General features: G+C 45.2%; 18 protein-coding genes. 7 read left to right on the top strand and 11 right to left on the bottom strand.

Annotation, left to right across the window (positions count from 1 at the left end):
- Positions 1 to 30 precede the first annotated feature (30 nt).
- Together L2096_RS13075 and mazG are read right to left on the bottom strand one after the other, a co-directional pair.
- Positions 31 to 417: a ComEA family DNA-binding protein gene (locus tag L2096_RS13075; protein ID WP_088458532.1), complete on the bottom strand. Its 387-nt coding sequence runs from the start codon at positions 415 to 417 to the stop codon at positions 31 to 33.
- Positions 414 to 1,187: a nucleoside triphosphate pyrophosphohydrolase gene (gene mazG, locus L2096_RS13070; protein ID WP_250365602.1), complete on the bottom strand. Its 774-nt coding sequence runs from the start codon at positions 1,185 to 1,187 to the stop codon at positions 414 to 416. The genes L2096_RS13075 and mazG overlap by 4 nt, the downstream gene beginning before the upstream one ends.
- Before the next feature lie 121 nt (positions 1,188 to 1,308).
- On the opposite strand from mazG, the gene L2096_RS13065 reads away from it, so the two are divergent.
- Entirely contained in the window at positions 1,309 to 2,085 is a 777-nt protein-coding gene (locus L2096_RS13065) for an SDR family oxidoreductase (RefSeq protein ID WP_250365601.1), read from the top strand.
- A gap of 54 nt (positions 2,086 to 2,139) precedes the next feature.
- Here the strand turns inward: L2096_RS13065 and L2096_RS13060 are convergent, their stop codons facing one another.
- From L2096_RS13060 to cysM, 4 genes are read right to left on the bottom strand one after another with little or no spacing between them, the layout of a single operon-like run.
- Complete coding sequence (locus tag L2096_RS13060; protein ID WP_250365600.1) at positions 2,140 to 4,446, bottom strand: RelA/SpoT family protein; 2,307 nt, start codon at positions 4,444 to 4,446, stop codon at positions 2,140 to 2,142.
- Positions 4,447 to 4,477: 31 nt separating this feature from the next.
- Positions 4,478 to 5,869, bottom strand: coding sequence for a 23S rRNA (uracil(1939)-C(5))-methyltransferase RlmD (gene rlmD / locus L2096_RS13055; RefSeq protein ID WP_250365599.1), 1,392 nt, complete (start codon positions 5,867 to 5,869; stop codon positions 4,478 to 4,480).
- Positions 5,866 to 6,696, bottom strand: a complete 831-nt coding sequence (locus L2096_RS13050; RefSeq protein ID WP_250365598.1) for a 3'-5' exonuclease — start codon at positions 6,694 to 6,696, stop codon at positions 5,866 to 5,868. The genes rlmD and L2096_RS13050 overlap by 4 nt, the downstream gene beginning before the upstream one ends.
- Positions 6,697 to 6,720: 24 nt before the next feature.
- Positions 6,721 to 7,644 carry a cysteine synthase CysM gene (gene cysM / locus L2096_RS13045; RefSeq protein ID WP_025096089.1) on the bottom strand — a complete coding sequence of 308 codons (924 nt, stop codon included), beginning with the start codon at positions 7,642 to 7,644 and terminating at the stop codon, positions 6,721 to 6,723.
- Positions 7,645 to 7,799: 155 nt separating this feature from the next.
- On the opposite strand from cysM, the gene L2096_RS13040 reads away from it, so the two are divergent.
- From L2096_RS13040 to rsfS, 5 genes are all read left to right on the top strand, one after another.
- Positions 7,800 to 10,598, top strand: a complete 2,799-nt coding sequence (locus tag L2096_RS13040) for a GacS-like sensor histidine kinase (protein ID WP_250365597.1) — start codon at positions 7,800 to 7,802, stop codon at positions 10,596 to 10,598.
- A gap of 92 nt (positions 10,599 to 10,690) precedes the next feature.
- A complete protein-coding gene (locus tag L2096_RS13035) occupies positions 10,691 to 11,479 on the top strand; it encodes a crotonase/enoyl-CoA hydratase family protein (protein ID WP_004940535.1) in 789 nt (262 codons plus the stop codon).
- A gap of 14 nt (positions 11,480 to 11,493) precedes the next feature.
- On the top strand, positions 11,494 to 12,369 hold the full coding sequence (locus L2096_RS13030) for an NAD(P)-dependent oxidoreductase (protein ID WP_048766414.1): 876 nt from the start codon (positions 11,494 to 11,496) through the stop codon (positions 12,367 to 12,369).
- An 18-nt stretch (positions 12,370 to 12,387) separates the two neighbouring features.
- Positions 12,388 to 13,182, top strand: coding sequence for a hydroxypyruvate isomerase family protein (locus L2096_RS13025; protein ID WP_151840100.1), 795 nt, complete (start codon positions 12,388 to 12,390; stop codon positions 13,180 to 13,182).
- A 118-nt stretch (positions 13,183 to 13,300) separates the two neighbouring features.
- On the top strand, positions 13,301 to 13,702 hold the full coding sequence (rsfS, locus tag L2096_RS13020) for a ribosome silencing factor (RefSeq protein WP_004940540.1): 402 nt from the start codon (positions 13,301 to 13,303) through the stop codon (positions 13,700 to 13,702).
- A 2-nt stretch (positions 13,703 to 13,704) separates the two neighbouring features.
- On the opposite strand, the gene L2096_RS13015 is transcribed toward rsfS, so the two are convergent.
- Genes L2096_RS13015 through L2096_RS13000 form a run of 4 tightly spaced genes read right to left on the bottom strand, consistent with a single transcriptional unit; the run spans position 13,705 to position 16,956 of the window.
- Entirely contained in the window at positions 13,705 to 13,992 is a 288-nt protein-coding gene (locus L2096_RS13015; protein ID WP_250365596.1) for a hypothetical protein, read from the bottom strand.
- A 43-nt stretch (positions 13,993 to 14,035) separates the two neighbouring features.
- Complete coding sequence (locus L2096_RS13010; RefSeq protein WP_004945351.1) at positions 14,036 to 15,490, bottom strand: NAD(P)(+) transhydrogenase (Re/Si-specific) subunit beta; 1,455 nt, start codon at positions 15,488 to 15,490, stop codon at positions 14,036 to 14,038.
- 12 nt (positions 15,491 to 15,502) lie between these two features.
- Positions 15,503 to 15,817 (bottom strand): proton-translocating transhydrogenase family protein, encoded by a 315-nt coding sequence (locus L2096_RS13005; protein ID WP_004940548.1) that lies wholly within the window; start codon positions 15,815 to 15,817, stop codon positions 15,503 to 15,505.
- An 11-nt stretch (positions 15,818 to 15,828) separates the two neighbouring features.
- A complete protein-coding gene (locus tag L2096_RS13000; RefSeq protein ID WP_208478113.1) occupies positions 15,829 to 16,956 on the bottom strand; it encodes a Re/Si-specific NAD(P)(+) transhydrogenase subunit alpha in 1,128 nt (375 codons plus the stop codon).
- 234 nt (positions 16,957 to 17,190) lie between these two features.
- Between L2096_RS13000 and L2096_RS12995 the strand changes: the two genes are divergently transcribed.
- Complete coding sequence (locus L2096_RS12995) at positions 17,191 to 18,117, top strand: DMT family transporter (RefSeq protein WP_250365595.1); 927 nt, start codon at positions 17,191 to 17,193, stop codon at positions 18,115 to 18,117.
- Here L2096_RS12995 and soxR read toward each other — a convergent pair.
- Positions 18,114 to 18,599 carry a redox-sensitive transcriptional activator SoxR gene (gene soxR, locus L2096_RS12990; RefSeq protein ID WP_151820560.1) on the bottom strand — a complete coding sequence of 162 codons (486 nt, stop codon included), beginning with the start codon at positions 18,597 to 18,599 and terminating at the stop codon, positions 18,114 to 18,116. The genes L2096_RS12995 and soxR overlap by 4 nt on opposite strands.
- Between the last annotated feature and the right edge of the window lie 46 nt (positions 18,600 to 18,645).

The raw sequence follows: 18,645 nt of genomic DNA, 5'->3' as shown, positions 1-18,645 counted from the left end.
AACAGGTTCATCTTGATCGCTCAACACAGTTTAAATGGCCAAGCGATGACGATTTTTTTCAATGAATTTAGGCCCAATACCTTTCACTTTCTGTAAATCATCTACTGAGTTAAAGCGTCCGTATTGCTGGCGATACTCTACAATTGAGAGTGCCTTTTTCTCTCCTACCCCATGTAACTGCTGCAAGTCTTTGGCTGTCGCAGTATTGATATTCACTTTAGGGCCTGTGTTTGCCTGTAAGGAAGGTTTGGCTAAATAATAATTGGAGTGAGATGACTGTAGTCGTGCGTCGTGTGCCTGTTGCTGGCTTTTCCACGCTTGGTATTGCTGGTCAAACGCCTGAGCATACAAACTTGAACTGAATAGTAAACTGGTCAGTAGCGCGCACAAGGCGCCATAAAAAATTCGAATCATCATGTATGAACCGTTTTTAAATATTCTTTGGCCTGATCCCACAACTGATCCATCTCTTGGAGCGTCATGTCTTCAAGCACTTTATCTTGATACTGTGCTTGCGCTTCTATATAAGCAAAGCGCTGTCTAAATTTGTGAATCGTGGCCAGCAATGCAGCTTCACTGGAGAGACCTAGTTTACGTCCAACATTCACCAAAGAAAATAAACAATCACCAAATTCTTCAAAAATGTGATCGGGTGACTGCTCCTGCATGGCCTGCTCAAACTCATTCAGTTCTTCTTTGAGTTTTTCAAACGCATCTTGAGGCGTTTCAAAATCAAATCCAAGCTGAGCAGCCGTTTTTTGAATCGCCTGTGATTGATTGAGTGCAGGCCCTGGTTTGGTCTCATCTAGTCTGGATCGTGGTTTTCCTTGCTTTTCTTTGTGTTTGATTTGCTGCCATAAATGGCTCACCTCTTCAGGCGTAAGCGCATTGAATGATGCCGCATCAAACACATGCGGATGGCGACGAATCAGTTTTTCTGTCAGGGTTTGCACCACATCGTAAAAATCAAATGCACCTTGTTCTTGATACATCTGTGACTGAAACACCACCTGTAAAAGCAAATCTCCCAGTTCCTCACGAATCTCTTTGAGATCTCCACTCTGCACGGCAGCTTCAACTTCATATGCTTCTTCAATGGCATAGCGAGTGAGGCGCTGAGGGGTTTGCTCACGATCCCACGGACAATTTTCACGTAAGGTACGCATAATCTGTAGTAATTGATCCATGTTTCGTTCCTTTAAAAACTTGTAAGGCAGCGCCAGCAGGCACGAGATTGTCACCCTTGCCATGATGCCAAAACTCGGCGTAAGATCACAACCGATTCATCTTAAAATAATGAGTGCAATGATGAAAAAAACTGTTTTTATTACAGGTGCAGGGCAAGGGATTGGCGCCGAAATTGCTCGGATTTTTTATCAACACGGCTATTATGTCGGATTGTTTGATGTGCAAGTTGAACAGGTCAAGGCTTTACAGCGTGAGCTTGGTGAGCGCGCGTTTGCAGGATATCTGGACGTTTGTGATTACTCAGCTTGGCAAGTTGCACTGGCAAATTTTGAAACTTGGGCTGGAGCACTGAATATTCTGGTCAACAATGCCGGTGTTTTGTATTCGGGGCCATTTGAAGACACCCCGATCGTCCATCATCAGCGTACACATCAAATCAATGTCGGCGGTGTGCTCAATGGGTGTCATGCTGCATTGCCCTATCTTCAAAAAGCACACCATGCGCGTGTGATTAATCTCTCTTCCGCCTCGGCAATTTATGGGCAGGCTGATCTAGCATCGTATTCAGCCAGTAAGTTTGCCGTGCGTGGACTAACCGAAGCACTCGATGTCGAGTGGTCAAAATACAAAATACGCGTACTGGATGTCATGCCGCTTTTTGTTCAAACCGCCATGGTCGAGCAGATGAATGCAGCCAGTATTGAGCATATGGGGGTGCAATTGAGCGCTCAGGATGTTGCATGCGAGGTCTTTCGCTTGGCCCAAGCCACAGATCGCGGTTTATGCCCAACCCATACCCCAGTGGGTTTTAAGGCCAAGATCATGTTTCAGCTATCCAAGCTCAGTCCGCAGGTGCTGAATCGCTTGAGCAACCTCTGGCTCTCTCGACGCGACTAAATAAAATAGATATAAAAAAGGCCTGCCAATGCAGACCTTCTTTATGATTTTGACTTAGTTGCCTTGTATCAGACGACGTGCGCTAATGATGCCCGGTTGCTGCTCCAAACGTGCCAACAAACGTGACAGTTGAGCCAGTCCTTTCACTTCAATTAACAGTTTCATATTGGCAATACCATCGGCTTCTGAAATGGTATTGACCTGACGGATATTGATTTGATCAGAAAAAATTACTTGCGTGAGGTCTTTGAGTAAACCACGACGATCATAAGCATCAATGACAATCTGTACGCTTTGACCTCGTGTTGGCTGCATTTCCCAATCGGCCTCAACGGCACGCTCAGGCTCCAGTTTAATCATACGCTGATAATCTGGACAACCAATCTTGTGAATACTCACACCGCGATTTAAAGTGATATATCCACCAATCGATTCGCCATGTACGGGCTGGCAGCACTGGGCAATATGCAGCTCGACATTATCCAGACCATCGATCAAGATACCATGCGCCGATAAGGTATGGCTGGCACGCGGATTCAAGGTCGGTTTGAGCACCAGCTCAGGTTCGTCTTGATCCAGATGCATCTGACGATTAATCTGATTGATCAGTGCATGTAGGCTGATATCACCACTGACCAAGGCAATCATAATGTCGTCGCCTGATTTCACATTAAAGTGCGACGAGTAATCATTCAGATCGATACTTTTTGGATGAATGGCCAGACGAGACAGTTCCTTGTTCAGAATGTCCTTGCCAATCTCCAAGTTTTTACTGCGATCTTGCTGACGGAACCAGTGGCGTAATTTGTCTCTGGCACGTGAGGTACGAATATAACCTAAAGAATTCACCAACCAGTCACGGTTCGGCTCACGGTCTTTTTTGGTCAGAATCTCGACCTGTTCACCGGTTTTCAGGGTATAAGTCAGCGGAACATAACGCTGGTTGACACGTGCAGCGTAGCATTTATTCCCGACTTCGGTATGCACATGGTAGGCAAAATCGAGAACAGTTGAACCGCGTGGCAACTCTCTGATATCGCCATCACGACTAAACACATAAATTTTTTCAAAATCTTCAAAATTCTGGATTTCTTCAAAATTTTCGGTGTCATCATCGTTTTTATGCACCGTCGAATCGTTACGTTCTTGATAATGCTCGAGCACCGAACGCAATGAATGTAAACGATGATTAAACGAGTGATCGGTGTTTTTCGCGCCTTCTTTATAGTTAAAGTGCGAGCACACGCCGAGTTCGGCTTCTTGGTGCATTTCATGGGTTCGAATTTGCACTTCCAGCGATTTGTTTTCTGCAATCACTGCCGTGTGCAAAGAGCGATAACCATTGGCTTTCGGATTGGTAATATAGTCATCAAACTGGTGCGGAATATGCCGCCAGATTTGATGAACAATGCCGAGCGAGTGATAGCACTCAGGCACATTTTTGACCAATACACGAAGTGCGCGAATATCATAAAGCTGATCAAAACTGAGGTTCTTGCTCTTCATTTTTCGATAAATCGAATAAATGTGTTTGACCCGACCCGTGATTTCGGCCTCAATGCCGTATTCACCCAATTCACCTTTGAGCTTCGAGATCACAAACTGAATATACTGTTCGCGCTCGAGGCGTTTTTCGTTTAATAACGAAGCAATTTCTTTATAACGCTCTGGAGCCAAGTAGCGAAAGGCCAGATCTTCGAGCTCCCATTTTAACTGGGCAATCCCTAAACGATGGGCCAAAGGTGCGTAAATGGTGAGAATCTCACGAGCAACACGCTCTTGACGCTCACGTGAAGATTTAGCCAGTTCACGTAAGGCAAAGGTTCGTTCTGCCAGCTTAATCAGTACCACACGAATATCTTCTGTCACGGCGATCAGCATTTTATATATGCCAGACAGATGCTCACGTTGATTATTATTAAAATGATCTTCCAGACGTTTGTTCTTTTCAATCATTTCAGAAAGCTTACCCATGGCCAAAGTGCCTTTGACCAAGCTATGGACATGCTCTCCGAATTTTTCATGAACAATATTGAGCGGAATCACGCCCTCACGAACACTTCGATACAGTACAGCAGCGGATAAGGTGTCTTCATCGACATGCAAATGCGCCAAAATATCGGCCATTCCAATACCCGTAGTAAAGGTATTAGATGGATGATTGACAGTGCTTTCAAGCTCACTCTTTAAGGTGAGTTGAGCGACTTTTTCAAGTTGTTTTAGCTCAGCCCCGTCTAAAATATCCCCCACTCGCTTCACCCAAGCGGCCAAGTCGAGCTGGGTTTTTTCGGCATGTTCTACAGTCGTTTCCTCAGCTAACTCTGAAAGTCGCTCAGGCAACTGCTCACGTACTGTGACCATACCAATCTCCTATGGTGTTATAACTCATTTTTTAATCGTTTATCTCTTGAATTTTCTCAAATAAAGCAATCGACTCAACATGTTCTGTATGTGTAAACATGTCCATGACGCCTACTTTCTTCAACTGGTAACCTTTTTGTACCAACACACCTGCATCCCTTGCCAGTGTTGCTGGATTACATGATACATAAACGATTCTTTTGGCCTCAAAGTTCGAAATATACTGCATGATTTCCAGTGCACCCGAACGAGGAGGATCAATCAATAATGCATCAAATCCTTGATTCGCCCAAGAATGATGCGAGAAGTCTTTTGTTAAATCTTGTGAAAAAAATTCAACCTGTTGTATCTTATTGAGTGCCGCATTTTCGTGGGCACGCTGAACCATTTTATCACTGCCTTCTACGCCGACCACATGCCCGGTCTGCCCAACACATTGCGCCATAGGCAAAGAAAAATTGCCTAAACCACAAAATAAATCCAGCACCCGTTCACCTTTTTTCAGATCTAGCAAGTTACATGCCAAGGCAATCATTTGACGATTCACCCCAGCATTCACCTGAGTAAAATCAGACGGCGCGAAGTTAAAATTCAGATTGAATTCGGGTAAGGCATAACTCAAACGCATCGCGGCTTGAGGCTCGTCCAAGCGCTTAAGCTGTTCACTGCGACCCGCATGAACATAAAGTTGCCAATTTTTTTGCTGGCAAAACGCAAGTAATGCCTGACGATCTGCTTTGCCTAGTGCACCTAAGTGACGTACCACCAGTGCAATATCTTGATCGCCCATGGCCAGTTCCAGATGTCCAATTTCAGCTTTGGCCGACAAAGATTGGATCAACTGATTCAGCTCTGGCAAAGCTGAAGATAAGGCTTGATCGAGCACTGGGCACTGCTGAATCGGGGTTAAACGATTACTGGCGTGCTCACGAAACCCCATCACCAGCTGATCTTTAGTAGCGATGTAACGTACGCCTATCCGAGCACGACGGCGGTAGTCGTCACGATCTGAACGAATGGGCGCGAGCCATTCTTGTACATCGAGTCCTGCAAAGTGCTGTAAATGCGACTTTAAAACATCTTGTTTGATCTTGATCTGCTCTGAAGCGGCTATATGCTGCATGCTGCAACCACCGCATACGCCATAATGAGGACAAATCGGATCGACGCGAAGCGATGATTTACCCTCTAAGATTTCCAGCACTTCACCTTCTTCAAAGCGCTTGGTGGCGTGGGTAATTTTAGCCAAAACGGTTTCGCCCGGGAGTGCATAACGGATAAATGCTTTCTTACCGTGCTTATCTACCGGGTGATCATTAGACTGACCGAAATGTGCAATCCCTCGTCCTTCATGTGAAAATGATTCAATCTGAAACGTATAGCGCGTGACAGATGGAGAACGAGATGGCGCTTGCTTTTTCAAAAGAGACCTTCTTCCTGCTGTTCAGGAAAATCGTGTGAAGTAAAGGCGGTATGTGCCGCAGTGCGTTGCCAAACCGTTAAAAAGTCAGCCTGTTGGGGTTGCTGCTGCAAATATCCAATTGTAGCCTGAATCCAGCCTTGATGTTCTTCACGTTGCAACTGCCCTTTAAGCAATAACCAGCGCAAATAAATCAGCCATGTATTGAGCACATCACCTTCGCAATAACTGCTCAGCTTCAGCCACTCGGCCTGCTGAACATAAGCAGGCACATGATAGCCATTTTCACCGCGCTTGCCGGGTAAGCCCAGCACGCAGGCGACATCATCAAGTTTCTGAAAATTACGACCATTAAACATGGCCATCACATCCATTAAATCCACATGACGATGGTGATAACGGTTCTGATAGTTATTATAGCGCTTTTGTTGGTCTAACTCACCCTGATCAAACAAACTGGGTGCAGAAAGTCCATGATACATGGCGCGAAACAAAATTACCGGCAAGTCAAATTGTGAACCATTCCAGCTCACCAAGGTCGGATGGCGCTTGTCAAAAATAGACAGAAACTTGGCCAGTAGCTCGGCTTCACTCCAATGTTCTTGACTAAACGAAAACAAGCGCAAGCCTTGTTCATCGATCCATAGACCAGAAATACAGACAATTTCATGTAGTGCTAGACGCTGAAAATCTGTTCCAGATTCTTGACGACGCAATTTAGTTAAGGCCTGCTCTAGATCATCTTGTGGTAAATCCAGATGATACAAATGCGCTCCGGCCTTTAAATCGGTCAAGGTTTCAATGTCGAAAACCAACGTGGGAAAACGCATTTTATTCTCACAAATCGAGTAAAATTAGTCTTTCACCGAAAATAGTCCGGTCGACAGATAACGATCACCACGGTCGCAAATAATGCAGACAATCACAGCATCTGGCTGCTCTTGAGCAATTTTAAGCGATGCCCAAACCGCACCACCCGAAGATGTACCCGCCGAAATTCCTTCTTCACGCGCTAAACGGCGCATGGTTTTTTCTGCTTCGATTTGTGGAATATCAATAATACGATCGACACGTGACGGCTCAAAAATCGTCGGTAAATATTCTTGTGGCCAGCGACGAATACCCGCAATACTTGAGCCCTCAGATGGCTGTAAACCCACAATCTGAATCTCAGGATTTTGTTCTTTTAGATATTTCGACACGCCCATAATGGTGCCTGTGGTTCCCATAGAGCTGACAAAATGCGTGATTTTGCCCCCCGTTTGCGACCAGATTTCTGGGCCGGTGGTCAGATAATGTGCCTGAACATTGTCTGGATTTCCAAACTGGTTCAAGACCACACCCTTGCCCTCTGCCTGCAAACGAAGCGCCATATCTCGTGCGCCTTCCATGCCCTGTTGCTGGGTCACTTCAATCAGCTCAGCGCCATAAGCCAGCATTGCATCTTTGCGCTCTTGGCTCATATTATTGGGCATGATCAGCTTCATTTTATAGCCACGCATAGCAGCGACCATCGCCAGAGCGATGCCTGTATTGCCACTGGTGGCTTCAATTAAGGTATCGCCCGGTTTGATGTCACCGCGTTTTTCAGCTTGCATAATCATGTTATATGCAGGGCGGTCTTTTACCGAACCAGCCGGGTTATTCCCTTCTAGTTTTGCCAAAATGGTCGCTTGTGTCTGTGCGCCAACACGCTGTAAACGCACCAACGGCGTCTTTCCAACATAATGGTCTAACAAAAACTCATCGGCTAAAAAATCAGGTTCTGCTGTGTTCATGCTTAACACCCAAATCAAGGTGACGCCTATTGTATGAAAAAAACACCTCGGCTGCACTCCTTTCACTCAGCTTTTTCTTGGGGATGATTAAAGCACCATCAGTTTGACCCAAAGCATGCTAATATGCCGCTCATCGGGATAGATCTGATTGGGCTATGTCAAATTTTAATAAAAAGTTATCCAAACGCTTACAGTTAAACCATGCCTATGGTCAATTAATCGCGTTGATTTTTGTTCCAATTTTAGTGTTGGCCGCGGTAGGAACCGTATTGGTCCTCAATGAAACTGGTGCAGCAGCCCAATCTCAGCAGCGTCATACTGCCGCTGCCTTATTAACACGCTATGAACATACCGCCAGCAATTTACTCAAACTGGTAGAATTACGTCCCGACCAGTACGATCAGGCACTTCGGATCATGCAAAGCATGTACAACGAACGCTACCTGAAACGTGCCGCGATTATCGATCAAAAAGGCCAAGTCTCGTTAAGCATCGGCTATCGCGATACGCGCTTTTGGCCCAAAATTCCAGATATGATCTTTTTTGGCCCCATCAGCCATAACCACAACAATATTTACGGCCAGCGCATTCAATCCAGCAATAATCGACCGATGTGGCTAGTGGTGGAAATGGACAATCAACCGCTACAGATTGCCCATTATCGGGTTTTCACCGTATTGATTGTCACGGCCTTGATCACCTTATTATTATTGCTGCTGTGTTTGAACTTTTACTCACGGCGCTGGATTGCGCCGATGTACGAGATTCGGATGCAATTGCAACGCCTCAATGCCGATACGCTCGATCAGCATATGGTAATTAACAGTACTGGCGAGCTGCGCTTGCTACAGCGTGATATTGCCAATGTGGTCAAGCGCTTACACTTTAGTTTCTTAGAGCTAAAAGAACATACCGAGCAAACCGAAGACGATTTGCGTCGCACACTCGATACACTTGAAGTGCAAAATATTACCTATCGCCAAGCACGTGATCAGGCCATTTCAGCCAATCAGGCCAAATCGGTTTTTCTGGCCAATATCAGCCATGAGTTGCGTACTCCACTCAATAGTATCGATGGTTTTATCCATTTATTGCTGCGTCAGCAAAGTTTAAGTAATGAGCAACGTTTGTACTTGCAGACCATTCGTAAATCATCTGCACATTTACTGGCGCTGATTAACGATGTACTCGACTTCTCAAAAATCGATGCTGGTAAGCTTGAACTTGAAACGGCGGCATTTAATTTAGAAGAAGCTATTTTTGATGTGATGGATATGCTTTCGCCGCTGGCGGCACAAAAGCATATTGATATGGCCTTTTATTATGGCGATAACATTCCTGAAATCGTGAATGGAGATGCGCTACGCGTCAAACAGATTTTAACCAATCTGATTTCCAATGCGATCAAATTTACCCCAGATGGTGAAATTATCGTTCGGGTTCGAATGGAACACGATGATATTGGTCAGTGCCTGCTACATTTTAGTGTGCAGGACAGTGGCATTGGTTTAAGTGGTACCGACCGCAAGAAACTGTTTGAGTCGTTCTCACAAGGCGATGCATCGGTAACACGTCAGTTTGGCGGTACAGGACTTGGACTTGCCATTTCCAAACAGCTGGTGCAACTCATGCACGGTCATATTGGTTTTGAAGACAACCAAGAACGTGCGCCAACCGAAAAAGGCTCAACATTCTGGTTTACTGCACAATTTAAAACCGAAGACGATATTATTCCAGAGTACCCGCAATTTCCTCAACTGCATGTGGTGTCGTATCTTGCCCATCCAGCCACAGCTAATATTTTGCGGCATTATCTCGAAAACTATCGCGTCAATCACACCGAAATCACTTCGATTTTGGAACTCTTTAGCCGTCTGAATCATTTGAGCTCAAAAGAAAATACTTGGCTGATTGTCGATCATAGTGGCGATACCCAAGCGCTGCTCAAAGAGATTCGCCAGCGCTATACCGGTAATTTAGCGGTGTATGGCTACCAGATGGCACTTGAGCCAAATATGCTCAATGACTATCGTGCCCGACCGTTATATCAGCCGCTGAGTCGAAGCGCACTGGTTCAGCTTCTGAGCAACCAGCCGATTTTTGAGCATCAACCCGAACAGTTTAATGGCCGGGGCCTGCATGTATTAGCGGTCGATGATCATCTACCTAACCTGATTGTGCTTGAGGCGTTGCTGAGCGAGCTGAATGTCACCACCACCAAAGCACTTAGCGGTCAGGAAGCTTTAAATATTATCGAACAGCGCATCGAACAAAAAGAAAAGCCGTTTGATTTGGTATTTATGGATATTCAAATGCCGGTTATGTCGGGCATCGATACCACGCGTGCCATCCGCTCACTTGAATCGACACTAGATAACAACATGCGCCTACCGATTATTGCACTGACCGCGCATGCACTGGCTGATGAAAAGCAAAAGCTGTTAAAAGTCGGCATGGATGACTACGTGACCAAACCGATTCAGATGGAACAGATCATTCACATTTTGAATCAGTGGAGCAAAGCCGATTTTGATAGCCCCGCAGCAAATGAACATCAAATTTTGATCGATGCACTCGACCCGTCTATTTTAGACTGGCAGCAAAGTTTACAGCTTGCAGCCAATAAAGAAGATTTGGCCTTCGATCTCCTTAAAATGCTGGTCGATAGTTTTGATACTGAATTGAACGAAATGGAGCAACTAATTGAGCTGGAGGATTTTCCACAGCTTGAACATGTTTTGCATCGTTTATATGGTGCGACGCGCTATGTGGGAACCCCGAAACTGCAACAGGTAGCCGGCGAATTTGAACAGTTTGTCTCGACTTTGCGTAAAGAACGCCGTAAGGCAGATGCTGCGTTTATTCAGGAAACCCAGATACGGTTTGAAGCACTCAACTTAAGTATTCGTGAAGTTGAGGGTGCGGCCAAGCATATATTGTCTGAGCGTGATTAGCCCAAATCGTGTGACTGATGTGTTCGTGTTAATTTTGAAGCACATGCTATGCTGAGCTGAATAACAATTTAAATGAACACGAGTACTCAAACATGGAACTGATCAAACTCAGCATACAAAATGGTATTGCAGAGGTGCGCTTAAACCGACCAGAAAAACGCAATGCCATGAGCTTTGCTTTGCTACGTGAGCTGATTGTGACGGCCAAAACCATAGAAAAAGATCGTCATATTCGCTGTGTAATTTTAAAAGGTGAAGCGCAGGTTTTTAGTGCAGGGATTGATTTAAGTGATTTAAATAACCCTAAAAATCGAGCCTATGCCGCGTGGGAGCTGATCAAGCCAGGCGAAAGTCTGTTTCAAAAAGCTTTTTTAATTTGGCAACGCTTGCCTATTCCAGTGATTGCGGTGCTCGAAGGTTATTGTTTTGGTGCTGGTATGCAACTGGCTCTGGCTGCCGATATTCGCATTGCGCATCCAGATACCCAGCTCTCGATCATGGAAAGCCGTTGGGGACTGGTTCCCGACATGGGGCTTACACGCTCACTAAAAGGACTGGTCGGGCCAGATCTGGCCAAAGAACTCACTTTAAGCGCACGCATTTTCGACGCTCAATATGCAAAAACCGTCGGATTGGTTACTCATCTTGCAGAGGAGCCACACCAAGCCGCAGAGCATTTAGCTGTTGAATTTCTACAGCGCTCTCCAGATGCCGTGGCCGCAGCCAAGTCAGTTTTAAATGCCATGGAACATGCGCCTCATCGTGCATTACGGCTAGAGAAACTTTGGCAATTAAAGTTATTATTGGGTAAGAACAGCCGCCTTGCTCGGCAAAAAGACAAACACCCAGAGGTGGAATTTCTGCCTCGACAATATAAATAAACAAGGACTGATGTATGCGCTTTGATCTTCACACGCCCGTTGCATTTGTAGGCATGGGACTTATGGGTAGCCGAATGGCGACCCGACTGATTCAGGCCGGCTTTCAAGTCGCGGTATGGAATCGAACTCAAAGTGCATGCGATGCATTGCTGGATATGGGCGCAGCATTGCTTAAATTTGAAGATCTGGGCAATTACCCCCTCATTTTAACCTGTGTTGCGGACGATGCCGCCATGCATGATGTCTTTGCTCAAATACAGCCCTATTTGAAAGCCGAGCAAGTAATTGTCGATTTTTCAAGCTTGTCGGTTGAGGCGACTCACCAACTGGCCAAACAGGCCGCACAGCATAAAGTGATCTGGATTGACTCACCTGTTTCGGGCGGGACAGCCGGCGCTGAACAAGGCACCTTGGTGATCTTTGCCGGTGGTGATCCTGCTGTAATTCAAGACTTGAATCTACTCTATAACATCTTGTCACAACGTGTGACCCGTATGGGAGATGTCGGAACTGGGCAAGCAACCAAAATTTGCAATCAACTCATTGTCGCGGCCAACAGCGCTCTGATTGCAGAGGCTGTAGCACTGGCTGGTCGAGCCGGTGTAGATACCACTTTGCTGGCACCCGCGCTGGCGAACGGATTTGCAGACTCCAAGCCATTTCAGATTTTGACACCGCGCATGGCCAAGCAGGTTTTTGAGCCGGTGCAATGGAAAGTCCAAACCCTTGCCAAAGACTTAAACAATGCGGTGCTGCTGGCACAGCGCTGTAACCTGCATATTCCAGTTGCGGTACAAGCCTTGAGCCAGTTACAAGCACACCAAGAAAATGGCTATGCACAGCAAGATTTAGCCACTATGATCAAACATGTAGATGATGTAAATCACTAACAGAAAAGGACATTCATGATGAGTCAGTTGGCTGTTAATTTATCCATGATCTTTACGGAAGTACCTTTAATTGAACGCTTTGCGCTGGCGCGCCAACATGGCTTTCAGCACATCGAAATTCAGTTTCCGTATGAGCTGTCTATTGAGCAAATTCAGACACAGTTGCATGATCACCAACTCGATTTATGTCTGATCAATGTACCTGCTGGCGATTTAATGCAAGGTGGAAATGGGCTGGCGGGTGTACCCGGCCAAGAGCAGGCTTTTGCGCAGGCTTTGCAGTTAGCGATTGATTATGCCACCGCATTAGATGTGCCACGCGTGAATATTTTGGCAGGCAAGCAGCCACACGACTACGATCTATTGCCTTGCCTGAATACTTTGGCAAGCAATCTTAAACTTGCCTGCAACCTGTTAAGCGCACATCATATTCAACCCTTGATTGAAATGATCAATGGTACCGATATGCCACGCTTCTTAATTCAAAACACGGCACAGGCACAAGAGATGCTTGAAGCGGTTCATCACCCTGCACTCAAGCTACAATACGATTGTTATCATATCGCCATGATGGGCGAAGATGTATTAGAAGAACTCAAAGAAAATATTCACGACATCGGACATATTCAGTTTGCTGATTGTCCCGGTCGCCACCAACCCGACACAGGCCAGCTCAATTTTGAGCAGATATTTGCTTGGCTACAAAGTAGTCATTATTCGGGTTTTATTGGCGCAGAATACCGGCCATGCGCATCATCAAGCGACTCTTTTGACTGGAAATCAAAATATTTCTCTGATGATGTAAACACTTAGTTTGAATTGACAGTTTTTTAAACAATTTTTTTCAAACTCAACCGATAGGAAAAATTGAAATTTGGGCGTAAAGACGCTATATTAAACAATGAGTAATTGTCAGGAAACTATACCCTTTATGAATTTAGAACCATCGCCCAGCGCTTCTAATTCTCACGATCTCGCCATGAATTCTACGTCGCAGAATGTACAAGGCTGCCTAAAAGTCGTACATGATGCGCTCACCGATGTAAAAGCAAAAGATATTTTAGAAATTGACGTTCGTAACATCAGCAATGTTGCAGACGCCATTGTGATTGCCAGTGGTACCTCTACCCGTCATGTCAAAGCCCTTGCAGACAACGTTGCAGACGAAGCACGTAAAGCAGGCTATCGCCCGATCGGAATCGAAGGCGAACGCGACGCCGAGTGGATCTTAATCGATCTAGGTTATGTCGTGGTACATGTGATGTTGCCAACTGCTCGTAAATTTTACGACCTTGAAAGCTTGTGGCGCAATGCACCAGAAGCAATAGCTTAAAGTTAAGCATATAAAAAAGCGACCTGAATGGTCGCTTTTTTATGATTAAGATTTAGTCTCACACCTAAGCCCTGTGATAATGTTTTTCCAACTTCAGTGCCGTTTTTCACTTCGTTTGAAGCCTTAAGATGCAAAAAGAACATCCCACCGTAGATGGCAGTCAGTAAAATTAAAACAGTAAACGTGTCCGACTTACTATTATGTTGTATAAAAATAATCCACGCCAATACCAACATCATCGCATATAAAACCATCATACATCGATGCGTATAAAATAAAACTTTATTCATCCGTAAAAAAACCACCCGCAGGTGGTTTTCGTTTTAGCTCAGATTAGTGACCATTGCCATTAATGGCTTTGGTCATATCTTCCACCACTTTCTTGGCATCACCAAAAATCATCATGGTTTTTTCGTTATAGAACAAATCATTATCCAGACCTGCATAACCTGTTGCCATTGAACGTTTGATCACCATAATGGTTCGTGCCTTGTGGGCTTCCAAAATCGGCATACCATAAATTGGAGAGCTTGGGTCATCTTTCGCAGCCGGATTGACGACATCATTGGCACCAATCACAAGCACGACGTCGGTTGCTGGAAAATCAGAGTTAATCTCATCCATTTCCAGAATGTCTTCGTATGCCACATCTGCTTCTGCTAACAATACATTCATATGGCCCGGCATACGCCCCGCCACAGGGTGAATTGCGAAACGCACCTTTACACCCTGCTCTTTGAGTAATTCGCAAAGTTCTTTTACCGCATTTTGTGCACGACCTTGTGCCATACCATAGCCCGGTACAATCACCACACTGTCTGCATTCGACATCAAGAAGCCTGCATCGTCTGCCGAACCTGAACGGTGGTTACGCTGCACCTGTTCACCTTTGGCAGCGCCCGCAACCGCAGCACCGCCCATTGCGCCACCGAATAAAACATTCAAGATGTTTCGGTTCATGGCTTTACACATAATGTAAGACAGAATCGCACCCGATGAACCGACCAATGAACCGGCCACAATCAGCATGTTATTTTCTAAGGTAAAACCAATTCCTGCTGCCGCCCATCCAGAAAATGAGTTGAGAAGTGATACCACCACTGGCATATCACCACCACCAACTGGTGCAATCCAGACCCAACCAAAGGCCAGTGCCAGTGCAGTCATTGCCCAGAACGCCGTCATGTTGCCTGTCGAGAAGAAGTAAAAACCACAGGCCAGCATTGCAATAAAGATTATGGCCTGCACAGGCTTTACCCAAGCGCCAGAAATGGTTTTGGCCCATTTCTTTGCAGCCAGTTTACCGTAGGCAAAAACTGATGCAGTAAAAGTAATTGCGCCGACAAAGCAACCTACAAACAGCTCAAACAAATGTACTGGGCTCATGTGTGCATGCTGAACGCCCGCAGCAGTCAACGCTGCTTCGTTTTGTTCAAACAGAACTGTTAATTGGTTGTTGTGCAAAATTGCCGCAATAGCAATCAGTACCGCTGCCAGACCCACCAGAGAGTGCATCAGTGCAACCGTTTCTGGCATTTGTGTCATTGGTACCGTCCGTGCGCGCACAATCCCCACAATTGCACCCAGCACCATCGCCCCCACAATCATCCAAACCACAGGATGATCAGCCACAAAAAACGTGGTCAATACCGCAATTGCCATACCGATCATGCCGTAGCGGTTACCCGAAATTGCTGTTTTAGGTCCAGACAATCCGCGAAGCGTCATAATAAACAGGACTGCACCGATCAGGTAGAACCACTCTGCGTTTGCTCGAATAAATTCCATGTTTTCGTCCTCTTATTTTTTCTGCTTCGGCTTAAACATTTCAAGCATGCGCGCTGTTACAGCGAAGCCACCAAAAATGTTAATACTGGCCAAGAACACCGCAATAGCACCCAATACACTCACGACATTGATGCTTTGAAAATCGACACTGCCTTCTACACCAATCATGGGTAAACCCACGGTTTGGATCATCGCCCCCACGATGATAATGGAAGACAATGCATTCGTGACCGCCATCAGCGGTGTGTGCAATGCAGGCGTAACGCCCCATACCACGTAATAACCTACAAAGATGGCAAGGACGAAAATTGTAATCGTTTCAACCATGAGTATTCTCCTTAACCACGCTTGAGCAGTACATGACCGCCATGAGTGACCAATAGGGCTTTTTGAATTTCTTCTTCTGGATTGATGGCAAAATTCTTGTCTTGATCAAACAGTGTTTCAACAAAATTGAATACATTGCGTGCGTATAGTGCTGAAGCTTCTGTCGACAAGGTCGATGGAATATTTGGAACACCTAAAATCTTCACACCATTTTCGGTGAATACCGTTTCGCCGACTTTAGAGCCTTCAACATTACCGCCTGTTTCGACGGCCATATCTAAAATGACTGAACCCGGTTTCATTTTGGCCACGGTTTCCGCTTTAATTAGACGTGGTGCATTTCGACCCGGTAATAGCGCAGTCGTAATGACGATATCGGCATTGGACACTGCTTTATCGACAATGGCTGCCTGATCCTTGATGTACTGCTCACCCGGCGTCCAGCCATATCCATTTTTGGCAGCTTCATCGGCACGCGCTTGCTCTTCAGGTGACATCGGCACATCTAACCACTTACCCCCAAGCGATTCGACTTGCTCTTTAGCCGTTGGGCGTAAATCGGTGGCTTCAACCACTGCCCCTAAGCGTTTGGCTGTGGCAATCGCCTGAAGGCCTGCCACCCCAACCCCCATAATCACCACACGTGCAGGTTTTACAGTACCTGCTGCGGTCATGAGCATCGGGAACATGCGCTGGTATTCTGCTGCTGCCAGCAAAACCGACTTATAACCCGCCAAGTTGGCTTGAGAAGACAACACGTCCATGTTTTGCGCACGAGACAACGTACGTGGCAACAACTCTAGAGCAAATGCAGATACGTTTTGACTGGCAAAGGTATCTAGGTCTGGATTTCGATATGGATCAAACATCGCCACAACGGTTGTATGTGCAGCTAACTTTTGAATTTCGTCACCTTGAGGTGCCCGAACTTTCAAAATCAATTGACTATCCGAATAAACATCTTCCGTAATGGTAGCGCCTACCTGTTCATAAGCGCTGTCGATATACGCGGCTCTTACCCCTGCTCCACGCTCAATCAAGACGCGATGGCCAGCACTGATCAACTTTTTCACTGTCTCTGGTGTCGCTGCGACACGATTTTCACCAGCGATCGTTTCTGTTGGGATTCCGATCTGCATGAGCATTCCTCAAGCTAATTTTCTTAAGTACAAACACCGTAGTAAACGATGTTCTCCCCCAGGTTATGTTTTGTTCATTTTTTGGATTTTAATTGAACTTTTTTAAATTACCACCCACTATTTATTTAATAAATACCTATATTTTGAACTAATGATTCACCTTTATACCTTAAATCTATAAAATCGGAGAGTTTGACTAAAAATTAAAAAACGACTCAAGATGCTATTTTTTAGATGAAATTTTCAATGAATTCGGTACAAACAGGATCCCTGTGTGCCATTTTTGCTGCTTTTTTATTCAGCACCAAAGCCATTTTTATCAAACAGGCTTACGCCCTCTCTCCTTTGGTTGATGCAACCACCTTAATGGTGCTTCGAATGGGAAGTGCTTTACCCTTCTTTATACTTATTTGCTGGTTAAATCGGCATCATAATCAAGGCATTCATATAAAAGATTGGCTCATTTTAGTTTTTGCTGGGCTATTGGGCTATTATTTCGCCAGCTGGTTAGACTTTGTGGGGCTGATGTTTATTAGTGCTTCACTTGAACGCATTATTTTATTTTTGTATCCCACGCTCACTGTTTTGGCCTCAAGTTTAATTTATCGTCAAAAATTAAATGCAAAAACTTGGTTTGCCATTTTTTTGAGTTATGGAGGAACGGTTCTGGTCATGCTACAAGAAGGCAAAATCGCACCAAGTCAGGGCAATCTGTGGATCGGCTGTAGCGTCGTATTTGCCAGTGCCGTCGCGTTTGCAGCGTATTTATTATTGACCCCTCATCTTATTAAAAAATTTGGTTCATGGAATTTTAACGGTTTGGCGCTCAGCGTAGCCTGCGTAGGCACACTGCTTCATTTTATCATTGGCACTACACACCTTATAGACACACTCATGCAGTTGCCAACCGGTGTTTGGCTATATGGCATTGGTCTTGGTTTTTTCGTTACCGTTTTGCCGACGGCTTTATTAATGCAAAGTATTCAGCGCCTGGGGGCTTCACAGTCTGCCATGATTGCCTCAATTGGCCCCATTCTGACCATTATACTGGCTGTCTTGTTTCTCAATGAGCATTTAAATCTTTGGCAATGGATCGGATGTGGGCTCAATATCGTTGGTGTTTTAATGATTAGCTTAGGCAAAAGCCGATTAAAACATTAATCTTCTGCTTCAAGTGGTTCAATGCGATATTGAATCTTCTGAAAATGTGCTCCATTTGACTGGCTCGCATAGTAATCATCAGGATTACGTAGCGGACATTGATCAAGCGATAAACATCCACAACCAATACACCAGTCCAGTTGCTGTCTAATCTGCAATAAGGTCTGAATTTTCTCTTCAAGTTGATTTTTCCAGAGATTAGACATGTTTTCCCAATCTTGTTTAGATGCCATTTTTCGATCAGGTAAGACCGAAAATGCTTGTTTAACCTCTTCAAGACTGATACCCACCAACTGCGCTACTTTAATAATGGCGATACGTCTGAGCATCGCACGCACATATCGGCGTTGATTGCCGTTAGTTCGAAGACTCCAGATCAATTGTTTTTCTTCATAAAATCGTATTGTAGAGACACTTACCCCACTACGTTTAGCCAACTCTCCAATCGTGATGAATTGTTGTCCTAAATTTTCTTGCTTCAATCGCTTGACCTCAAGTTAACTTGAGCTTTGATACTAGCATTTAATT

Origin of the sequence: Acinetobacter sp. ACZLY 512 (assembly GCF_023614015.1) — a bacterium.
Classification (GTDB): Bacteria; Pseudomonadota; Gammaproteobacteria; order Pseudomonadales; family Moraxellaceae; genus Acinetobacter; species Acinetobacter soli.
The sequence above is the reverse complement of the archived record's forward strand: the minus strand, read 5'-3'. Positions and strand labels throughout refer to the sequence as shown.

Bases quoted from the DNA above. Each gene is read 5' to 3' on its own strand.
- mazG (WP_250365602.1), bottom strand. From the start codon at position 1,187: ATGGATCAATTACTACAGATTATGCGTACCTTACGTGAAAATTGTCCG.
- cysM (WP_025096089.1), bottom strand. From the start codon at position 7,644: ATGAACACAGCAGAACCTGATTTTTTAGCCGATGAGTTTTTGTTAGAC.
- L2096_RS13010 (WP_004945351.1), bottom strand. From the start codon at position 15,490: ATGGAATTTATTCGAGCAAACGCAGAGTGGTTCTACCTGATCGGTGCA.
- L2096_RS13030 (WP_048766414.1), top strand. From the start codon at position 11,494: ATGCGCTTTGATCTTCACACGCCCGTTGCATTTGTAGGCATGGGACTT.
- L2096_RS13050 (WP_250365598.1), bottom strand. From the start codon at position 6,696: ATGCGTTTTCCCACGTTGGTTTTCGACATTGAAACCTTGACCGATTTA.
- L2096_RS13005 (WP_004940548.1), bottom strand. From the start codon at position 15,817: ATGGTTGAAACGATTACAATTTTCGTCCTTGCCATCTTTGTAGGTTAT.
- L2096_RS13015 (WP_250365596.1), bottom strand. From the start codon at position 13,992: ATGAATAAAGTTTTATTTTATACGCATCGATGTATGATGGTTTTATAT.
- L2096_RS13025 (WP_151840100.1), top strand. From the start codon at position 12,388: ATGAGTCAGTTGGCTGTTAATTTATCCATGATCTTTACGGAAGTACCT.
- L2096_RS12995 (WP_250365595.1), top strand. From the start codon at position 17,191: ATGAAATTTTCAATGAATTCGGTACAAACAGGATCCCTGTGTGCCATT.
- L2096_RS13000 (WP_208478113.1), bottom strand. From the start codon at position 16,956: ATGCAGATCGGAATCCCAACAGAAACGATCGCTGGTGAAAATCGTGTC.
- L2096_RS13060 (WP_250365600.1), bottom strand. From the start codon at position 4,446: ATGGTCACAGTACGTGAGCAGTTGCCTGAGCGACTTTCAGAGTTAGCT.
- L2096_RS13065 (WP_250365601.1), top strand. From the start codon at position 1,309: ATGAAAAAAACTGTTTTTATTACAGGTGCAGGGCAAGGGATTGGCGCC.
- L2096_RS13040 (WP_250365597.1), top strand. From the start codon at position 7,800: ATGTCAAATTTTAATAAAAAGTTATCCAAACGCTTACAGTTAAACCAT.
- rsfS (WP_004940540.1), top strand. From the start codon at position 13,301: ATGAATTTAGAACCATCGCCCAGCGCTTCTAATTCTCACGATCTCGCC.
- L2096_RS13035 (WP_004940535.1), top strand. From the start codon at position 10,691: ATGGAACTGATCAAACTCAGCATACAAAATGGTATTGCAGAGGTGCGC.
- L2096_RS13075 (WP_088458532.1), bottom strand. From the start codon at position 417: ATGATGATTCGAATTTTTTATGGCGCCTTGTGCGCGCTACTGACCAGT.